Source organism: Streptomyces sp. NBC_00872 (assembly GCF_045161915.1).
GTDB lineage: Bacteria > Actinomycetota > Actinomycetes > Streptomycetales > Streptomycetaceae > Streptomyces.
Genome location: NZ_CP108806.1, coordinates 39,160 through 54,278 on the forward strand (window position 1 = coordinate 39,160; position 15,119 = coordinate 54,278).

Consider the following 15,119-nt stretch of genomic DNA (forward strand, 5'->3'; position numbering starts at 1 on the left):
GCTCGTCGAGTCGGCCCAGGACCGCTGGCGCGCGGTCACCGGAGCCCACCTCGTCGCCCTGGTACGCGTGGGCGCCACGTTCGACAACGGCGTCCTGGTCGAGCACGAGAAGCCGTCGCTGCCTGATCACGCGTCACCCGAACCACAGTTCTTGACAACCGCTCGATGGAACAGCGCCGCCGACGCTACGCTGCTGTGTCGTGCAGGAGACACGCCTCGACACTGCTCGGATCCGGGCGGCTCGCCGGGTGATCGACCCGATTTTCCTCGACACTCCGCTGTACCGCTGCGAGGCGCTGGAGCCCGGCCTCGGGTGCACGGTGAGCATCAAGCTCGAAACGGCGAACCCGGTCCGCAGCTTCAAGGCTCGCGGCACCGAGGTCGTCGCGAGCCTGCTCGCCGACAACGGTCCGCAAGCCGTGGTGTGCGCCAGCGCGGGCAACCTCGGCCAGGCCCTCGCCTGGTCCGGTCGCGGCAGGGGACTCGACGTGACCGTCGTGGCATCCCGCTTCGCGACGGTGGCCAAGCTTGACCGCATCCGCGCGCTGGGTGCCAGGCTGGAACTGGTGGACGGCGACCACGAGACGGCTCGCGAGCGGGCCGCGGCCATCGCGCGGTACGACGGCATCCGGCTGCTCGAAGACAGCCTGGACATCGAGACCTGCGAGGGCGCGGCGACCATCGGCCTGGAACTGGTCGACACCGCACCGTCGTTCGACACCGTCCTGATCGCTCTCGGCGGCGGGGCACTGGCCACCGGCGTGGGTCATGTGGTGAAAGCCTGCGCGCCCGACGTCGAGGTGATCTGCGTCCAGCCGATCGGCGCACCCGCGATGACACACTCGTGGCGCAAGCGGCGCGTCGTCACCACCGACTCGACCGACACCATCGCTGACGGCGTCGCCGGCCGGTTTCCCATCCCGGCCGTCCTGGACGACCTCCTCCTGGTCGCCGACGACGCCGTCCTGGTCCAGGAGGCGTCGATCACCGCCGGTATGCGGATGCTCCTCGACCACGCCGGCCTCGTCGTCGAACCCTCGGCCGCACTCGGCATCGCCGCGATCCTCGAAGACCGTGACCGCTTCGCCGGCCGACACGTGGTCACCATCGTGTGCGGCAGCAACGTCGACGTAGACGCCTATCACCGCTGGGTCGGTGCGCCTCCCCTCCACAGGTCTTGACAATCGCTCGTGTTCATGTACGCCCCGGTGTAGTCGGGCAAAGAGATGTCGCGGTCGTTGAGTGCCACGTGTTGGTGTGCAAGGACGTGGGCTACGTTGACCACCACGTCGGCACCCAGCAGGGCCCGGAGGCAGCCGACGGTTGCGGTCTCGCAGATCAGGTTCTTCAAGGTGGTGCCGGTCAGGTTGAAGTACCGCCGCAACAGCACTGCACGGTCGCGAACCGGGCGCCGGCTCTCGTTTTCAGCGAGAGTACGCGCCACTTCGTGCCAGGCGGAGGTAGCGCAGTGGGCCGCGATGGCGTCCTCGTGTCTGGGCTCGATGAGGCCTCTGCCCGTGAGGACGCCGAGCAACGCGTAGTAGGCGGGGCCACGGCCCGTACTTGTAACGGATCATGCTCTGCTCAATCGTTCCCGTAAGCCACAGGTCCCCGCCAGCTTCGACGTCGGGCCGTCGAACCGCCCCCTGTCCCTTGGACAAGGCCACGACGGCGGGCGTCGGCCGCCTCAGTCCCTCCGGCCGGTGGCGACGACGTCGTCGCCGAAGGACGCGGCGAGCGCCCGCGCGATCAGTTCGGGCAGTTCCGTCTGCCCGTTGTCCTCGGCCCAGCGCGTCAGCGCCGTGTGCATCGCGGCCAGGCAAGCGCCGGTTGCCGCCTGGGCGCGGAACGCGGTGTCGGGATCGGCCGTATCGTCCCCGAGGGCGTCGACGATGGCCTGTTGCAGCGCGTACTGGCTGTCCAGATGCCGGGCCCGCAGCGCGGGCGTCGAGACCATGAGCCGCAGGCAGTCCAGCAGGAACCGTTCATTCGCCGCCGGTTCGTCTCCGTCGCGGCCGGTCAATGCCGTGGCCGCGTCGACGAGTGCGCCGCCGACGCGGCGCACCAGGGGGTGCGTCGCGGGCGAGGCGGCGACCCGCTCGGCGATGAGCCGGGCGGGCTGGTCGATGAGGACCAGGTCCTCCTTGGTGGGGAAGTGCCGGAACACGGTCATCGCCGAGACGTCGGCGGCCTTGGCGACGTCGGCCACCGTCACCGCGTCGTAGCCGCGGTCGGTGAACAGCCGCACCGCGTGCGCCTGGATCACGCGCCGCGTCTCGGATCGCTGTCGCTCCCGCAGGGTTGGTCGCCGCTCACTCATATGGTAGACACTACCATCATGTTAGTGACTAATACATGGATGAGGTGGACGGCATGAGCGGTCCGATCGTCAAGACGGCTCTCGTGACAGGTGCGTCGCGTGGCATCGGGCAGGCGATCGCGGCCCGGCTCGCGGCCGAAGGGGCCATGGTCATCGTGCACTTCGGCACGGACGAGAGCGGGGCGGCGGCGACGGCCGAGGGGATAGAACGCGCCGGTGGAACCGCCCTCGCCGTCCGGGCCGAACTGGGCGTGGACGGTGACGTCGAGACACTCTTCGCCGGTGTCGAGGCCGGCTTGGCCGGTCGGCCGCTCGACATCCTCGTCAACAACGCCGCAGCCGCGCCGACCGGCCCGCTCGGCGCAACGACCCGGGCGGACTTCGACCACCTGTTCGCGGTGAACGTGCGAGCGCCGTACTTCATCATCGAGCACGCGCTGCCGCTGCTGCGCGACGGCGGCCGGATCATCACGATCTCGTCGGTAGCGACCCGGATGGCCAACCCGGCCCAGACGGCCTTCGCCATGACGAAGGCCGCGGTCGAGACGATGAGCAGGACCCTGGCCAACCAGCTCGGGCCCAGAGGGATCACGGTGAACGCGGTCGCTCCCGGAGCCACCAGGACGGCGACCAACGGAGCCGTTTTCGACGTCCCGGGCCTCACCGAACAGATCGCCGGCATGACGGCGCTCGACCGGCTGGGCGGGCCCGGCGACGTCGCCGACGTGGTCGCCTTCCTCGCCTCCGACGCCGCCCGCTGGATCACCGGCCAGATCATCGACGCGAGTGGAGGCCTGTTCCTCGGTCCACGCGTCTGACCGACGAGGGCGACGCGACGGCGGGAGAGGACCGCACCAGGCCCAAGCCAGGAACGCACCAGCCCCGCCACCACCGACCGGGGCTGCTCCGAGTACAGCGGATGCCAGCACCGGCCTCCCACCCGCCCACACTCCCCCGCCACCTGGTGCGAGCCCCTTCCCGACACCGACCGCCGTCCGCCGACCGCCGTCCGCGGCGCCAGCCATTGCCGAAGCCGGACCGAAATGAGCGTTTGCGGAAGCGTTCGAGGAACGGTCGCCGGGGGGACGTTCCGTAACCGCTCGTCCTGGTGCGACCCCTCAGCGATCGAACCAGAACGCGTGTTCAGGCAGGCCGTCGTAGACATGCGCCCGCAGAAATGCGGGTCTGTCGAAGCTGTCGGCCTCGCCACGATAGACCGCCACCAGCGAGTTCGGCCCCCGCCACCAGGTGTCAGCCATACCGGCCACCAATGTCACCGGCTCCAAGTCGTCGAGATCAAGGCTTTCCACAGCCTCTCCCGACACCTTGGTGATCTGCCTTGCCCACAGCCCGGCATGATGAGCAAGAGCCACAGACTCGACCCACCCCTCGACACTGGCATGCAGCGGGGTCCACCGATCGCCGTGGATCCCGAACTCGCCATCAGGGCCGATCAGGAAGCTGAACGGGACTGAACAGCGCTGGTCCCCGGCCATGAACCACCAGCCCTCCTCCGCCGAGCCTTCAGGAGTGTCGACACTGAGCACGCGAGGCCCGCCTTCGTACCGGGGCGCCGGAGGCAGCACAAGCCCGCCCCAACACGCCTCGTACTTCGCCGCCCGGTCGATGACCTCCACAGGAATGCCCAGGTCCAGCCACTCCGCCCGGTAGCGTTCCACGGGCAGCCGCTCTACGCGGATGCCGTTGATGTGAAGGAACGAGGCGGCTATCCGGCTCAGCCCGTCGGGCACATCGTTGACCATGTAGCTCACGCGCGCAGCCTAATGCGATGCCGGAACCGGGCAAATGCCTGGCTCGCCCCCAGCGAAACAGGGCGAACACGTTGCCTGCTGTGGCGGCTGGGTCATCACCTTGGCGAACCGGGTGGTCAGCCGGTGGTGCAGCCGTGCAATATCCATCCAGGCCGCCTAACGGGCGGCGGTCCGGGCCCTGGGGCGCCCCATGTAGCAGACCTGGACAAGTCGCCTCTGCGCCGCACCCGTAGAGAGTCACGCAGGTCACGCAGGTCACGCGGCGTCATACCAGGGCTTGTTCGCTGCCCAATGCCGGACCCAGCCGGCAAAGCCAGGTTCAGCGGTGGTGAACCCGAACTGCTCGCCGAAGGGGACAGCACCGACGTCGGTGATCAGCCAGACGTGCCCTCGGTGAGGTCCGGCGACGACGAGATGCCAGTTCATCGCGCACCCGTCGGTGCCGAGCACGATCGTGCCTTGGTTGTAGACCTGCTCAAGGATCTCGTCGGCGTCCTCGGCCTGGTCCGGGTCTTCCTCCCACATCCATGCCGCCGCCAGCGGGAACGGCCTACTCAGGTCACGTTCCCGCTGGTCATCACCCCAGTCGCCGGGCAACTCCGCCACCGGCAGCAGTCCGTACTCGGGTGGCCCGGAGTACGAACCGTCCGTTATCTCAGCGACGAAGGTCCGATACGGCTCGGGCAGCACGATTCCGTGCTCTGCCTCGAAGGCATGGACTGCCTCCCAGCCAAGAGCCGACTCGCCTTCGTCATCGACGTCGAACGCCGCGCGAAGCGCCGCCAGCTCGGCAGGGTCAGCTTGATCGATGTTCATGCGGCACAGATACCACCTCACTGTGACAACGCGCCGGATGTGTCGGTTCTCGGTCACGAACCTTGAGGATTACCGCACGTTTCGAAAGTCGCTCCCCGCCAGCTGCGCCGGCGGCTCGCCATCGACCAGGCCGGAACGGGAGGCGCTGACACGGATCGTGAGCACGTGCCCGCAGCAGACGTCGACTGCGAGCCCGCCCCCGTGACCGTCCGCCACCTTCAGACCTGGTCGTGCTCCGCTTCGCGGGTCAGGCGTTTTCGAGCAGCAGGTCGCTGAGCTCCACGGGCTTGGTGATCATGGAGTCGTGACCGGTCTCCAGTTCATAGACGCGTGACGGCTCGCCGTTCGGCTGGGTCTCCGGGATGGGCCGACGAGTGACGCCCTCGGGCGCGCTGCCGACACAGAGGATATGAACCCGGGGGATCCACGCCTGCGCGGGGTTGTCCATCTCGGCCGGCTGCTGGAAGCAGAGGACCGACTCATCTGTGAGCGTGGTCTTGAGCCAGGCGATGTCATCGGGGTCGGTGATGCCGAACAGGCCGAGCGGCGCGGGAAACTCCCGCAGCGGCGGAATGCGCCAGGGCTGGGCACTGTGGGCGGCACCGTCGATCATGACCTGCGTGCGCGGCATGACATCGATGGCGTTCTCGCCGTGCGTCGGCACCATGGCGTCGATGTACACCAGGCGCGAGATGCGCTCGGGGACCCGGTTCGCCACGCTGGAGATGACCATTCCCGCATAGCTGTGTCCGACGAGGACCATGCCGTTCAGGTCGTGGCCGAGGATGAGGCCGACGATGTCGTCGACGTGGGTGGTGAGCCCGACCTCGGGGCCGAGCAAATGTGCCTTGTCCCCGTGGCCGGTGAGGGACGGCGTGAAGACGCGGTGGCCCTGGGCGGTGAGCAGCGGGGCAACGCGGTTCCAGGACTGCCCGTCGTGCCAGGCGCCGTGCACGAGGACGTAGGTGGTCGGGTTGGACATGGCTGTTTCCTTAGCGTGGGAGTTGATCTGCTGTCAGGTGAGGTTGTACGCCCGCATGCGCGCGTCCGGGCGGGCATACGAGTGCCGGGGGGGTGGTGGACAAACCCCCGGCACGGTCGCGGCTGAACTGACGGCTCAGCCGGATTCGCTCCGCGCGGCGGGTGCGACGTCGGACGCGAATTTCTCTATGGACCCCAGAACGGGACCCCAGAACGCTCGTGTGCGGCAGGTCCCCGAGATCGACCTGCCCGATGAACCGGTTGGCACCGAACAGTTCCCTCTGGATCATGAGCTTCTCGGTGGTCTCCTGGGCGCTGCCGACCATGAGGGCGCCGTCGGGACCGGCCGACGTCCACGGTGTCGCGGACTCGTTGCGAGCCGGCATCACCGGGGAGCATGTCGGTGCGGGAGAAGACGCCGAGCTCTACCTCGGCGGCCTTCGGAGTGGTGCGCTGCATGCCTTCGACGTTAGGCAGCCGACAGGTACCTGAAGGTACCCTTCGGCTCATGAGCCTCCGCCCCGGGACCGTCTTCCTCGCCGACTGCCCCGCTCGCCTGGCCATCGAGATCATTGCCAGCAAATGGGCCGTGGTCACGCTCTTTGCGCTGAGCGACGGTCCACTGCGGCACGGCGAGCTGGTCGAGCTGATCGGAGGCGTCTCGCGCAAGGTACTGACGCAGACGCTGCGCCGCCTCCAGGACAACGGACTCGTCGAGCGGCGCGCGTACGCCGAAGCGCCACCACGCGTGGAGTACAGCTTGACCGAGCTCGGGCGCACCCTTGAGGAGCCCATCACAAGGCTCACCGAATGGGCGAGATCCAACGGTGAGGCGATCCTCGCCTTTCATGAGGCGGCCAAGGGGGCTGAGGCGGCTGAGGAGGCTGAGGCGAATGACGCCCGGACTGCGCCCTTCGGTCAAGAAGGCCGTTTGTCTGGTGTGGCGTCAAGTGACATGCGGTGAGCCCGGATTGAGCGTTGCTGCCGGGCCCGGCACCACACCCGGCACCACACCACGTACCACTCGGCCAACGGATTCCTCGACGCTCGTCAGTCATCCGCGCCGTCCTCGTCATCGAGCCCGGCCCCGTCCGGGTCCTGCGGCGGGCGCAGAGTGCCGCCCACTGGCCGGGTGGCGGTGAAGCTGTAGCGGCCGGCTGCCTCGATCCTCGGATCGGTCTGCCTTCTCCTGCCGACCTGCTGCGCGGCAAGCGCCTCCAGATACCCCGAAGTCCGGGGACGGGACGGCCGGCCGCCCGGTCGGTCGGTGAGGGCGCGGTGCGGAATGCCAGGTCAGCGCTCCAGGCAAATTGGCGACGGGGCAGGAGCCTGGCTCGCCCCCTGGGTCGCGACGGCCAGGAGTGTCGGCCAGGGTCGAGCGTCGGTCACGGTCGAGTCTCGAGCAGGGCGCACCATGGACACAGACGTCGGCCCTGCGGGGCCTTGCGCCGCTCGATCCTCCCCAGCAGGTGAGCACACCGGTCGCGCAGGCGGTGCCACCGGTCCAGGCCCCGCCACCCTCGGTCGGCCAGGATCAGGGTTGCGGAGCGATGTAGGCCTCCAGCTCATCGAAGGCGATCCGCTATCGGAGACGATCCGCTCGGGATCGTCGGTCATTGGGCTTTGCCTCGCGGCCAGATGACTCCTTCCTCCGTGCGGATCGCCAGCCACTGACCCCGGGCCGGCGATCCGATCACCTCCACTTGCTGGGCGCCGTCGGCGCCGCGCGCGGTATTGCGGGCGCGGATGTCCTTGCTGTAAAGATCGAGAATGGGCACCGAGACCGTGGGGTGTACCGGCATGGTCAGCCAGTACGAGTCGTACGCGGGCGGTCGCTCCTGAACCGGCGGGGCCAGGCGCGTGTCCTCGTTCCACAGCAGAGCCCAGGGCTCCTCCACCTGCTGAATGATTCCTTCGCCGAGCGAGACGGTTCTTGTCCGTAGCTCACTCAGCATCAGCATGGGAGTGACGGAGAGTGCGGAATCCCGCAGGAGTCGACGGACCTTGCGGAATCTCCAGGCGTCTTTGACACGGTAGAACGCCATAAAGGCGGTGGCGAGAAACGCCATCGTGAATATGGCAGAGAGCCCGTGTCCCGCGCCCTGCGTCAACGGGAGCAACGAACCTTCTACATGTGAGACCAGATCCCATTGCGCGACGGCCAGCGCCCCTGAGACAACACTCGTGAACAGATAGAAAAACACCGATCTCCCGGCAGAGGCCAGGTAGGCGTAACCAGGGTCATCGGTTTCGGCCTCGGTGTCGGTGTCGGCTCTTCGCCGACCCGGGGACGGGGTACTGGGCCACCGTCCCACGGCCTTCGCCCGAATGAAATCCCGTACCTGTTCTTCCGTCCACCCCACCGTTCCGGCGCCTTCGGGAAGTGTGAACTGCACGGCCGCGGCGTCCAGCACACTGCTCCGAATCCGTATCGGCTTCCTACCCCGGACCTCGACGTGAAGACCGGCCCGGTAGGTTCTCGCACTGGAGTTCACCTGCGCCATGGCGGGCGGACCACCCACCGCTTCGGCGATCTGATCCCGGTGCGTCGTCAGTATCGTCCTGCGTTGTGGGAGCACGACATGCAGAACACCTGTGAAATCACTCTCCGTCAGCAGAAGGGTCTGGTTTCCCCGGGGGTCGGTGAAGGTGGGGCGTATTTCGATTCCACCGGTGACGCCGTCTCCGCCCTGCGACGGTGCTGACGCCTTCGGTCGCGGATCGCCGGCAGCCCGCGTCGACCGGCCCGGCCGTCCAGCCAGAGGAACGCGCCCGGCGCCGCCCTCGGCCTTCATATGGGGAATCTGCCCGGAGGCACGGAGCTGTTCATACACATACGCGTAGACGTCGTAGACCGTGGCGTAACCACCCTCCCCTGACGCACCGGACCTCAGGCCCTCGATCAAATACCGGGTGAAGGGACTGGCTGTCCGTCCGGTCTCAGCGTCGGAGGACAGACCCGCATGACTGGAACTGGTCATCACGAACCGTCCCCAGCCGGACAGCTGGCCGGCGGGATCGGTTCCCTTGACCGTCGCCACACCGCTGAAACAGCAGTCCAGGATCACGACGATCGACCGCGCCGCACAGTCGTCGATCAGCTCGTTGATCAGTTCATGCCGTACCGAACGCGTACGTAACTGATCGGCAGTCGTGTCGCGGGCACAGAGCCGGAGCCTGTTCTGGAGATCCAGTCGCCCGTGCCCGCTGTAGTAGAGGAGGAGCTGCTCATGCGCCGAGGCACGCTCGAAGAACCTGGCCAGTTCATCATTGATGTGGCCTGACGTCCCGTTGACGATGGGCTTCACGGATCCCACCCGATGCAGCCCCGTAACAGGGTGTGTCAGAGCTTCGTGCAGCATACGTACATCGGTCACCGGGCCCAGAAGCGGCTGCAAATTCTCGGGGTCGTCCGGAAACTCCGAGTTGCCGATGAGGAGCGCCCGGTGAATGCGTTCGGGGTCAGACATCGGAGCCGGGCGTTGCTGAGGGCGACGGTTCCTCCGCCGCCCGCGAGTCCGCGATCACGCGGAGACCACTTTCCAGCGCGGCCTGCAGAGCGGCGCTGTCCGCAGGGCCCATGGTGATGGTCACGTCGCCTTCGCGGCCTTCAACAGTCCAGGTCAGATGAACGGTCCGCCCGCGGTCCCGGCCCAGCCAACCGGTGAAAGCCGCTACGACTCCGGCCACCACACTGGGGCCGGTCAGGATCAACACCGTGTCCGAGAAGGCGCCTTTCATTCCCGGGACGGTCTCAGAACGCTCCATCTGAACGAGAGATCCAGCCTCTTCGAGCCCCTGGTGAAGCAGTCGTATCTGACGCAGCCATCGGTCGTCGTCCGAGGCGAAAACCCTGCTCTGTGGGGTGAAACGCACCTCAAGCACTTCTTACCTCCCCGTGGATGGTCTGTAGACGCGCTGACTCCTACGCCTCAATGCACAGGAAAACTCCAGGCATCAATACAGTTTTCACCATGGCGGGTTGACAGAGCACGGTCGGAATCAGTCACGCCCACAGTCCGATCTTCCGGGGCTTCGGCCGGGGCCTGTGGGCACCGGCGCGGGACCGGGAGGCATAGGCCCGATATGTCGTTGGGCGATCCCGACCGGACTGCGGTCCAGCCGAGCATGCCCTCCTGCGAGCGCCCGACAGAGTGGTACGAGCACCCCGTCCGCCCCAGCGGCTCGGGGTAGAACGTCACCTTCGGTACGTTGATCACCAAGAGCCGCTGCTCGTCGTCGAGCATGAGACGACCACCTCCCCCGCCTACCAGGATCCGCTGTCCCGGCCGGAGAGGAAACCGCGCGGCAAAACCGGGTTCGGCTGAGGCACGGCTTTCGGCAGTCGTGTTGATCACTGAGGTCCGGTGCGCCGGTCCACACCACCCTTGACCCGGCGTCCCGTCGGCTCGTCCCAGGCCGCCGAGCGGGTCGGCCCGTCCGCACCGACCACCTGTCCGCGCTCCTCAACGAGGTCCGGGTTCCGGCCCGCCACATCCCGCGCGTCGCCCGGGAACATCCCCGCGGACGCGTGCGCGGGCGCGGGCGGCATCACTTCACGCATGCGCCAACGGCCACTTCCGTGTGCCAACGGCCACTCCCGAGGGACCACGGCATCTCGCGCCCGCCAGAATGGTCCTTCTACAGCGCCGTTGTCCTCGCCGTGTGTCATCGTGATCGGCGAGGTCGATGGGACTTCTGCCGCACCACAACGTCAGGAGATGCGATGGGCGCCGTCATCCATAAGGCCGTTCACTCCGCCGACGGTGAACAACTCAGCCTCTATACCGTGATACCGCAGAACGAGCGCGTCAGGGCCGGCGGCGTTGTCATCATGCATGGCGCCGGTACCGGCGACAAAGAGCGGAGCCTGCCGTTCGCCGAGGACTTCGCCGCGCACGGCCATCCTGCCGTCGCACTGGACTTCTCGGGTCACGGGGAGAGCACCGGAGAGCTGCTCGACCTCAGCCTCAGACGGCGGCGCGACCAAGCCGCGGCCGTCATAGACGAGGTCTTCGACGCCGAACGCCCGCTGATACTGGTCGGGTTCAGCATGAGCGGCCAGACCGTCGCCGATCTCGTGGACCTGTACGGCAGACGCGTGGAGGCCATCGTTCTCTGCGCGCCGGGGATCTATGGAAAGGACGCCTGGGATGTTCCCTTCGGCGCCGGATTCACCGAGTTGATCCGGCGCCCGGAGAGCTGGCGTGCCAGCCAGGCCCTGGACACCTACGCGCGATTCGACGGCCGCGCGCTCCTCGTCCTCCCGGAACAGGACACGGTCATTCCTGATGGTGTGACCGAGCTTCTCCGCACCGCGCTGGCCACCCGCGCGGACTTTTCCGCCCTCCAGCTCGCGGGGGCCGGCCACCAGCTCGGAATGTGGCTGGCCGACCAGCCGCAGGCCCGCAGGGACATCATCACCACGTTGCTGCGGCCACGTTCCTCCGGGCAGGTCCCTCGAATCGAGCCCCGAGCTGCCGGCGTTCCCGCTGGTCTCTCCTTGTCCTGAACACCCGAGAGAGCGGCGGAGCCGTTTTCACCGCGGCGAGCTCGACCAGGTGGTGGTGCCAACGGCTGTCCGGCGGTATCGGCACGGGGTCGCCTTCCGGGGCGGGTCAGGGATCCGCAGACAGATGTCCCTGCCCGTCGCGGGCTCGCTCGCCGCGGCGAGGGAGGCCAAGCCGACTCCGGCGGCGCCCTCCAGCACGCCAGGACCGTCGAGTGCGAGTCGGGTGCGGGTTGGGTGCGAGTGGGGTGCGCGTGGGGTCGTTCTCGCGCACGACGGTTCTCAGGCTACGAGCAGGCGGAGGCCGAGCTCTGCCGCGTCGAGGGCGACGAGGTCGCGGTTGCGTTCGGCCCACCGGCCTGAGGAAAGGTCGTCGCGCAGACTGTTCACCGCCCGCTGCTCGGCCTCCCGCCCGACTCTGGTCCACACCGATACCGCGCGGCGCACCTGTTCGTCCAGGTACGCCTCGGGCCGACGCCAGTAGGCCTCGAAGAAGCCGTCAGCGCAGTCCCACGGGACGAGCACCGGCTCCGCGCGGCCCCCGATCGCGCTGGTCAGATCGGCCAGTGAAGGCCAGTCGACGAGAAGGTCGGCGAATTCAGGCAGGTAGTCGCGGGTGAGCCAGAACCTCTCACGCCGGCCGGTATCGCTGGCGTCGTACGTGAACACCACCACGCGGCGGGCCACGCGCCGCATCTCACGCAGCCCGGCGACCGGATCCTGCCAGTGATGAACGGTGCTGAAGGCCATCGCGGCGTCGAAGGACTGGTCCTCGAACGGAAGGCTTTCCGCAGCGGCGGCCACGCATGGCGCCGCGCCCGCGGGACGCTGCGCCCGCATGACCGCCGACGGTTCCACCGCGGTGACATCACGGTCGGGGGGCTCGTAGGAGCCGGTGCCGGCCCCGACGTTCAGTACCGTCCGTGCGTCCCCGAGCGCGTCCCAGACCCTCGCGGCGATCCGCGGCTCGGTGCGCCGCGTCGCCGGGTAGGCGGACCCGATGGCGTCGTACAACTGCGCGCCGAACACCTTCAGTTGCTCCACCGGCGTCGTCCTGATCCCCATGGCCCGTGCCTCCAGTTCCCTGTCTATGGCCGTCACCATGGCAGCGGCGCGGTCGCGTTGTTCCAGCAGCAGGCCGCGCAGCCGGCGCAGGTGCGCGACCGCGTCGGTGGCCGGGTCGTCCACCAGATCCGCGATCTCGCGCAATCCGAAGCCCAGCCGCCGGTAGGCGAGCACCTCCCGCAGTCGCTCCACGTCGCCCGCCGAGTAGGCCCGGTACCCGGCGGCGGTCCGCGCGGACGGCCGCACGAGGCCGATCTCGTCATAGTGATGCAGTGTGCGGACGCTCACGCCGGCCAGTTCGGCCACACGCCCCACGGTCAGGTGCTCCTCCACGCCACCGACTATGCGGCCTGACGCCACGTGAGGGTCAAACACCTCGCCCTTGTCCAACTTCCTGAACGATCCCCGAACGTCCGATCCCCGAACGTCCGATCCGCGCCTTCGAAAACACGCACCGCGGCGGCGCCGTATCGCTGCCGCGGGCACTGACGGACCCGGCGGAGCGGTTCAGCCATGGGTCAGATCCTGGAGGCCGACCACGCGCAGCAGTTCCAGCCGCTCGTAGGAGCTGCTGCCCGGACGGGCAGTGTAGACGATCAGCCGCTGGTCGTGCTCCGGGTTCAGCAGTACCTCGCAGTCCAGCTCCAGCAGGCCGACGACCGGGTGCTGGAACCGTTTGCTGTCGGCGCGGCGTACGGCGACGTGGTGGGTGTCCCACAGCGCCGAGAACTCCTCGCTGCGGGCGCGGAGCCGGCGTACGAGCCCTGCCAGCCGCGCGTCGTCCGGGCGGCGGGCCAATGTGGCGCGCAGATCCGCCACTGCCGTGCGGGCGGCATGGTCACGGTCCTCGGCCGGGAAAAGTTCCCGCGCGGAGGGGTCCATGAAGTAGCGCCAGACGACGTTGCGCTCCGCCTCGGGGCGGGTGGACGCGTCACCGCGGAGCGCCTTGGCCATCGCGTTCTGCGCGAGGATGTCGCCGCAGTCGCTCACCAGGCGGGAGTGTCCGTCAGCCGGTCGAGGACGAGAAGCAGCCCGGGGCGGACGTGCTCTGTGATCGGCCGGTTGCGTGGGGGCTCCTCGCCGGACAGATGGAAGAGGTGGTCCCGTTCGTCACCGGTCAGCCGCAGCGCGCGGGCGACGGCGGCGAGCATCTGGCGGGACGGGCGGGAGCCTCTGGCCTGCTCCAGCCGCGTGTAGTGGTCGGTGGACATGCCTGCCAGCTGCGCCACCTCCTCGCGGCGCAGTCCGGGGGTGCGGCGCCGCGCGCCCTGCGACAGCCCCACGTCGGCGGGGACAAGCCGGGTACGGCAGTGGCGCAGGAAGTCGCCCAGTTCGGTTCTGTCCACACCTCCACCATGCCCTGGGACGCCGGACGCAGCCAGGGACTGCCTGTCCCCGGATAAGGACGTCTCTCCCGCCTTCGCCCGCACCGCCGCACGCTGGAAGCCGGCTCGGCGGACGGCGGACCGGCGGACCGGCGGACCGACACCGCCCCGCTGGTGCGACGAGATGAGCACCGGAGAGATGTCGCGTGCCACATACGACATCTGCACGACAGACACATCCGTCTTGTGTGTATTGGTTGGCATTGAAGACTATTTGCAGCTTTTTGCGGAGAAGGAGAGATTTCGCATGCAGTACCGTACGCTCGGCCGGACCGGTATCAAGGTCAGCCCCTACGCGCTCGGCGCATTGATGTTCGCCACGTCCGTCGGCAATCCCGACCCCGACGACTCGGCCCGCATCATCCACAGAGCGCTGGACGCGGGAATCAACCTCATCGACACCGCCGACGCCTACGGCGACTCCGAAGAGGTCGTCGGCAAGGCACTCAAGGGGCGACGGGACAATGTCGTCCTCGCGACCAAGGTCAGCCGCCCGATGGGTGACGACCCCAATCAACAAGGCGCCTCGCGACGCTGGATCGTGACCGCGGTGGAGAACTCGCTGCGCCGCCTGCAGACCGACCACATCGACCTCTACCAGATCCAGCGGCCGGACCCCACCACGCACATCGAGGAGACGCTTTCAGCACTCTCCGACCTGATCCGCAGTGGGAAAGTCCGTGCGATAGGAACGTCCACGATGCCGGCGTCCGACATCATCGAAGCCCAGTGGGTCGCCGAGCGGCGCGGTCTGGAACGGTTCCACACGGAGCAGCCGCCCTACTCGCTGCTCAACCGCAGCATCGAACGCGAGGTGCTGCCGGTCGCTCAGCGCTACGGGATGGGCACGCTGGTATGGGGCCCGCTCGGGCAGGGGCTGCTCACGGGACGCGTGCGCAAGGGCCGGCAGAACGAACTCCGCCGCGCCGGCTTCTTCAAGCACCTCACCGACGAGCGCCGTCTCGACGCCGTCGAGCGGTTCATCTCGCTCGCCAAGGAGGCGGGCTTGCCGCTGACCCACCTCGCAATGGCGTTCGCGATCGCCCATCCCGGTGTGACCAGCGCGATCGTCGGGCCACGCACACTGAGCCACCTCGACGACCTTCTCATCGGCGCTGATGTGGCCCTCACCGACGACATCCTCGACCGGATCGACGAGATCGTCCCGCCGGGCACCGACGTCGGCACGCTCGACCAGGCATACGTGCCGCCGGCTCTCCAGCAGACGAGCCTCCGCCGCCGACCCGTCAACGAACGCACCGCCGCCTGAC

Annotated in this window: 14 protein-coding genes and 1 pseudogene; 5 read left to right on the forward strand and 10 right to left on the reverse strand. The window is 68.2% G+C overall.

Annotated features, from left to right (window positions below):
* Positions 1–200: 200 nt before the first annotated feature.
* Positions 201–1,181: a threonine/serine dehydratase gene (locus OG214_RS00230; protein WP_405983308.1), complete on the forward strand. Its 981-nt coding sequence runs from the start codon at positions 201–203 to the stop codon at positions 1,179–1,181.
* Here the strand turns inward: OG214_RS00230 and OG214_RS00235 are convergent.
* Positions 1,142–1,534, reverse strand: a complete 393-nt coding sequence (locus tag OG214_RS00235; RefSeq protein ID WP_405983309.1) for a hypothetical protein — start codon at positions 1,532–1,534, stop codon at positions 1,142–1,144. The two genes, OG214_RS00230 and OG214_RS00235, sit on opposite strands and share 40 nt — an antisense overlap.
* 153 nt (positions 1,535–1,687) lie before the next feature.
* Positions 1,688–2,320: a TetR/AcrR family transcriptional regulator gene (locus OG214_RS00240; protein WP_405983310.1), complete on the reverse strand. Its 633-nt coding sequence runs from the start codon at positions 2,318–2,320 to the stop codon at positions 1,688–1,690.
* Positions 2,321–2,373: 53 nt separating this feature from the next.
* Here OG214_RS00240 and OG214_RS00245 point away from each other — a divergent pair, with 53 nt between their 5' ends.
* A complete protein-coding gene (locus tag OG214_RS00245; RefSeq protein WP_405983311.1) occupies positions 2,374–3,138 on the forward strand; it encodes an SDR family NAD(P)-dependent oxidoreductase in 765 nt (254 codons plus the stop codon).
* A 300-nt stretch (positions 3,139–3,438) separates the two neighbouring features.
* Here OG214_RS00245 and OG214_RS00250 read toward each other — a convergent pair whose 3' ends face one another.
* From OG214_RS00250 to OG214_RS00260, 3 genes are all read right to left on the reverse strand, one after another.
* Positions 3,439–4,083: a hypothetical protein gene (locus OG214_RS00250; RefSeq protein ID WP_405987388.1), complete on the reverse strand. Its 645-nt coding sequence runs from the start codon at positions 4,081–4,083 to the stop codon at positions 3,439–3,441.
* Between the two features lie 264 nt (positions 4,084–4,347).
* Positions 4,348–4,908, reverse strand: a complete 561-nt coding sequence (locus OG214_RS00255; protein WP_405983312.1) for an SMI1/KNR4 family protein — start codon at positions 4,906–4,908, stop codon at positions 4,348–4,350.
* A gap of 247 nt (positions 4,909–5,155) precedes the next feature.
* Positions 5,156–5,890 carry an alpha/beta fold hydrolase gene (locus OG214_RS00260; RefSeq protein ID WP_405983313.1) on the reverse strand — a complete coding sequence of 245 codons (735 nt, stop codon included), beginning with the start codon at positions 5,888–5,890 and terminating at the stop codon, positions 5,156–5,158.
* Between the two features lie 507 nt (positions 5,891–6,397).
* Here OG214_RS00260 and OG214_RS00265 point away from each other — a divergent pair.
* Positions 6,398–6,853, forward strand: coding sequence for a winged helix-turn-helix transcriptional regulator (locus OG214_RS00265; protein ID WP_405983314.1), 456 nt, complete (start codon positions 6,398–6,400; stop codon positions 6,851–6,853).
* A gap of 649 nt (positions 6,854–7,502) precedes the next feature.
* Here OG214_RS00265 and OG214_RS00270 read toward each other — a convergent pair.
* From OG214_RS00270 to OG214_RS00280, 3 genes are all read right to left on the reverse strand, one after another.
* Positions 7,503–9,359 carry a caspase domain-containing protein gene (locus tag OG214_RS00270; protein WP_405983315.1) on the reverse strand — a complete coding sequence of 619 codons (1,857 nt, stop codon included), beginning with the start codon at positions 9,357–9,359 and terminating at the stop codon, positions 7,503–7,505.
* Positions 9,352–9,774 (reverse strand): effector-associated constant component EACC1, encoded by a 423-nt coding sequence (locus tag OG214_RS00275; RefSeq protein WP_405983316.1) that lies wholly within the window; start codon positions 9,772–9,774, stop codon positions 9,352–9,354. Before OG214_RS00275 ends, OG214_RS00270 begins: the two co-directional genes overlap by 8 nt.
* A gap of 469 nt (positions 9,775–10,243) precedes the next feature.
* Positions 10,244–10,453 (reverse strand): hypothetical protein, encoded by a 210-nt coding sequence (locus OG214_RS00280; protein ID WP_405983317.1) that lies wholly within the window; start codon positions 10,451–10,453, stop codon positions 10,244–10,246.
* A gap of 162 nt (positions 10,454–10,615) precedes the next feature.
* On the opposite strand from OG214_RS00280, the gene OG214_RS00285 reads away from it, so the two are divergent.
* Positions 10,616–11,401 (forward strand): alpha/beta hydrolase, encoded by a 786-nt coding sequence (locus OG214_RS00285; protein WP_405983318.1) that lies wholly within the window; start codon positions 10,616–10,618, stop codon positions 11,399–11,401.
* 279 nt (positions 11,402–11,680) lie between these two features.
* Here OG214_RS00285 and OG214_RS00290 read toward each other — a convergent pair whose 3' ends face one another.
* Together OG214_RS00290 and OG214_RS00295 are read right to left on the reverse strand one after the other, a co-directional pair.
* Positions 11,681–12,769 (reverse strand): methyltransferase domain-containing protein, encoded by a 1,089-nt coding sequence (locus OG214_RS00290; protein ID WP_405983319.1) that lies wholly within the window; start codon positions 12,767–12,769, stop codon positions 11,681–11,683.
* A gap of 201 nt (positions 12,770–12,970) precedes the next feature.
* Positions 12,971–13,809: pseudogene (locus OG214_RS00295) on the reverse strand (helix-turn-helix transcriptional regulator).
* A gap of 286 nt (positions 13,810–14,095) precedes the next feature.
* On the opposite strand from OG214_RS00295, the gene OG214_RS00300 reads away from it, so the two are divergent.
* Entirely contained in the window at positions 14,096–15,118 is a 1,023-nt protein-coding gene (locus tag OG214_RS00300; RefSeq protein WP_405987389.1) for an aldo/keto reductase, read from the forward strand.
* Position 15,119: the final 1 nt, after the last annotated feature.

What these genes read in the sequence shown, in the direction of transcription:
- OG214_RS00285 (WP_405983318.1), top strand. Translation starts at nt 10,616, where the DNA reads ATGGGCGCCGTCATCCATAAGGCCGTTCACTCCGCCGACGGTGAACAA.
- OG214_RS00300 (WP_405987389.1), top strand. Translation starts at nt 14,096, where the DNA reads ATGCAGTACCGTACGCTCGGCCGGACCGGTATCAAGGTCAGCCCCTAC.
- OG214_RS00270 (WP_405983315.1), bottom strand. Translation starts at nt 9,359, where the DNA reads ATGTCTGACCCCGAACGCATTCACCGGGCGCTCCTCATCGGCAACTCG.
- OG214_RS00260 (WP_405983313.1), bottom strand. Translation starts at nt 5,890, where the DNA reads ATGTCCAACCCGACCACCTACGTCCTCGTGCACGGCGCCTGGCACGAC.
- OG214_RS00265 (WP_405983314.1), top strand. Translation starts at nt 6,398, where the DNA reads ATGAGCCTCCGCCCCGGGACCGTCTTCCTCGCCGACTGCCCCGCTCGC.
- OG214_RS00280 (WP_405983317.1), bottom strand. Translation starts at nt 10,453, where the DNA reads ATGCGTGAAGTGATGCCGCCCGCGCCCGCGCACGCGTCCGCGGGGATG.
- OG214_RS00240 (WP_405983310.1), bottom strand. Translation starts at nt 2,320, where the DNA reads ATGAGTGAGCGGCGACCAACCCTGCGGGAGCGACAGCGATCCGAGACG.
- OG214_RS00255 (WP_405983312.1), bottom strand. Translation starts at nt 4,908, where the DNA reads ATGAACATCGATCAAGCTGACCCTGCCGAGCTGGCGGCGCTTCGCGCG.
- OG214_RS00250 (WP_405987388.1), bottom strand. Translation starts at nt 4,083, where the DNA reads ATGGTCAACGATGTGCCCGACGGGCTGAGCCGGATAGCCGCCTCGTTC.
- OG214_RS00245 (WP_405983311.1), top strand. Translation starts at nt 2,374, where the DNA reads ATGAGCGGTCCGATCGTCAAGACGGCTCTCGTGACAGGTGCGTCGCGT.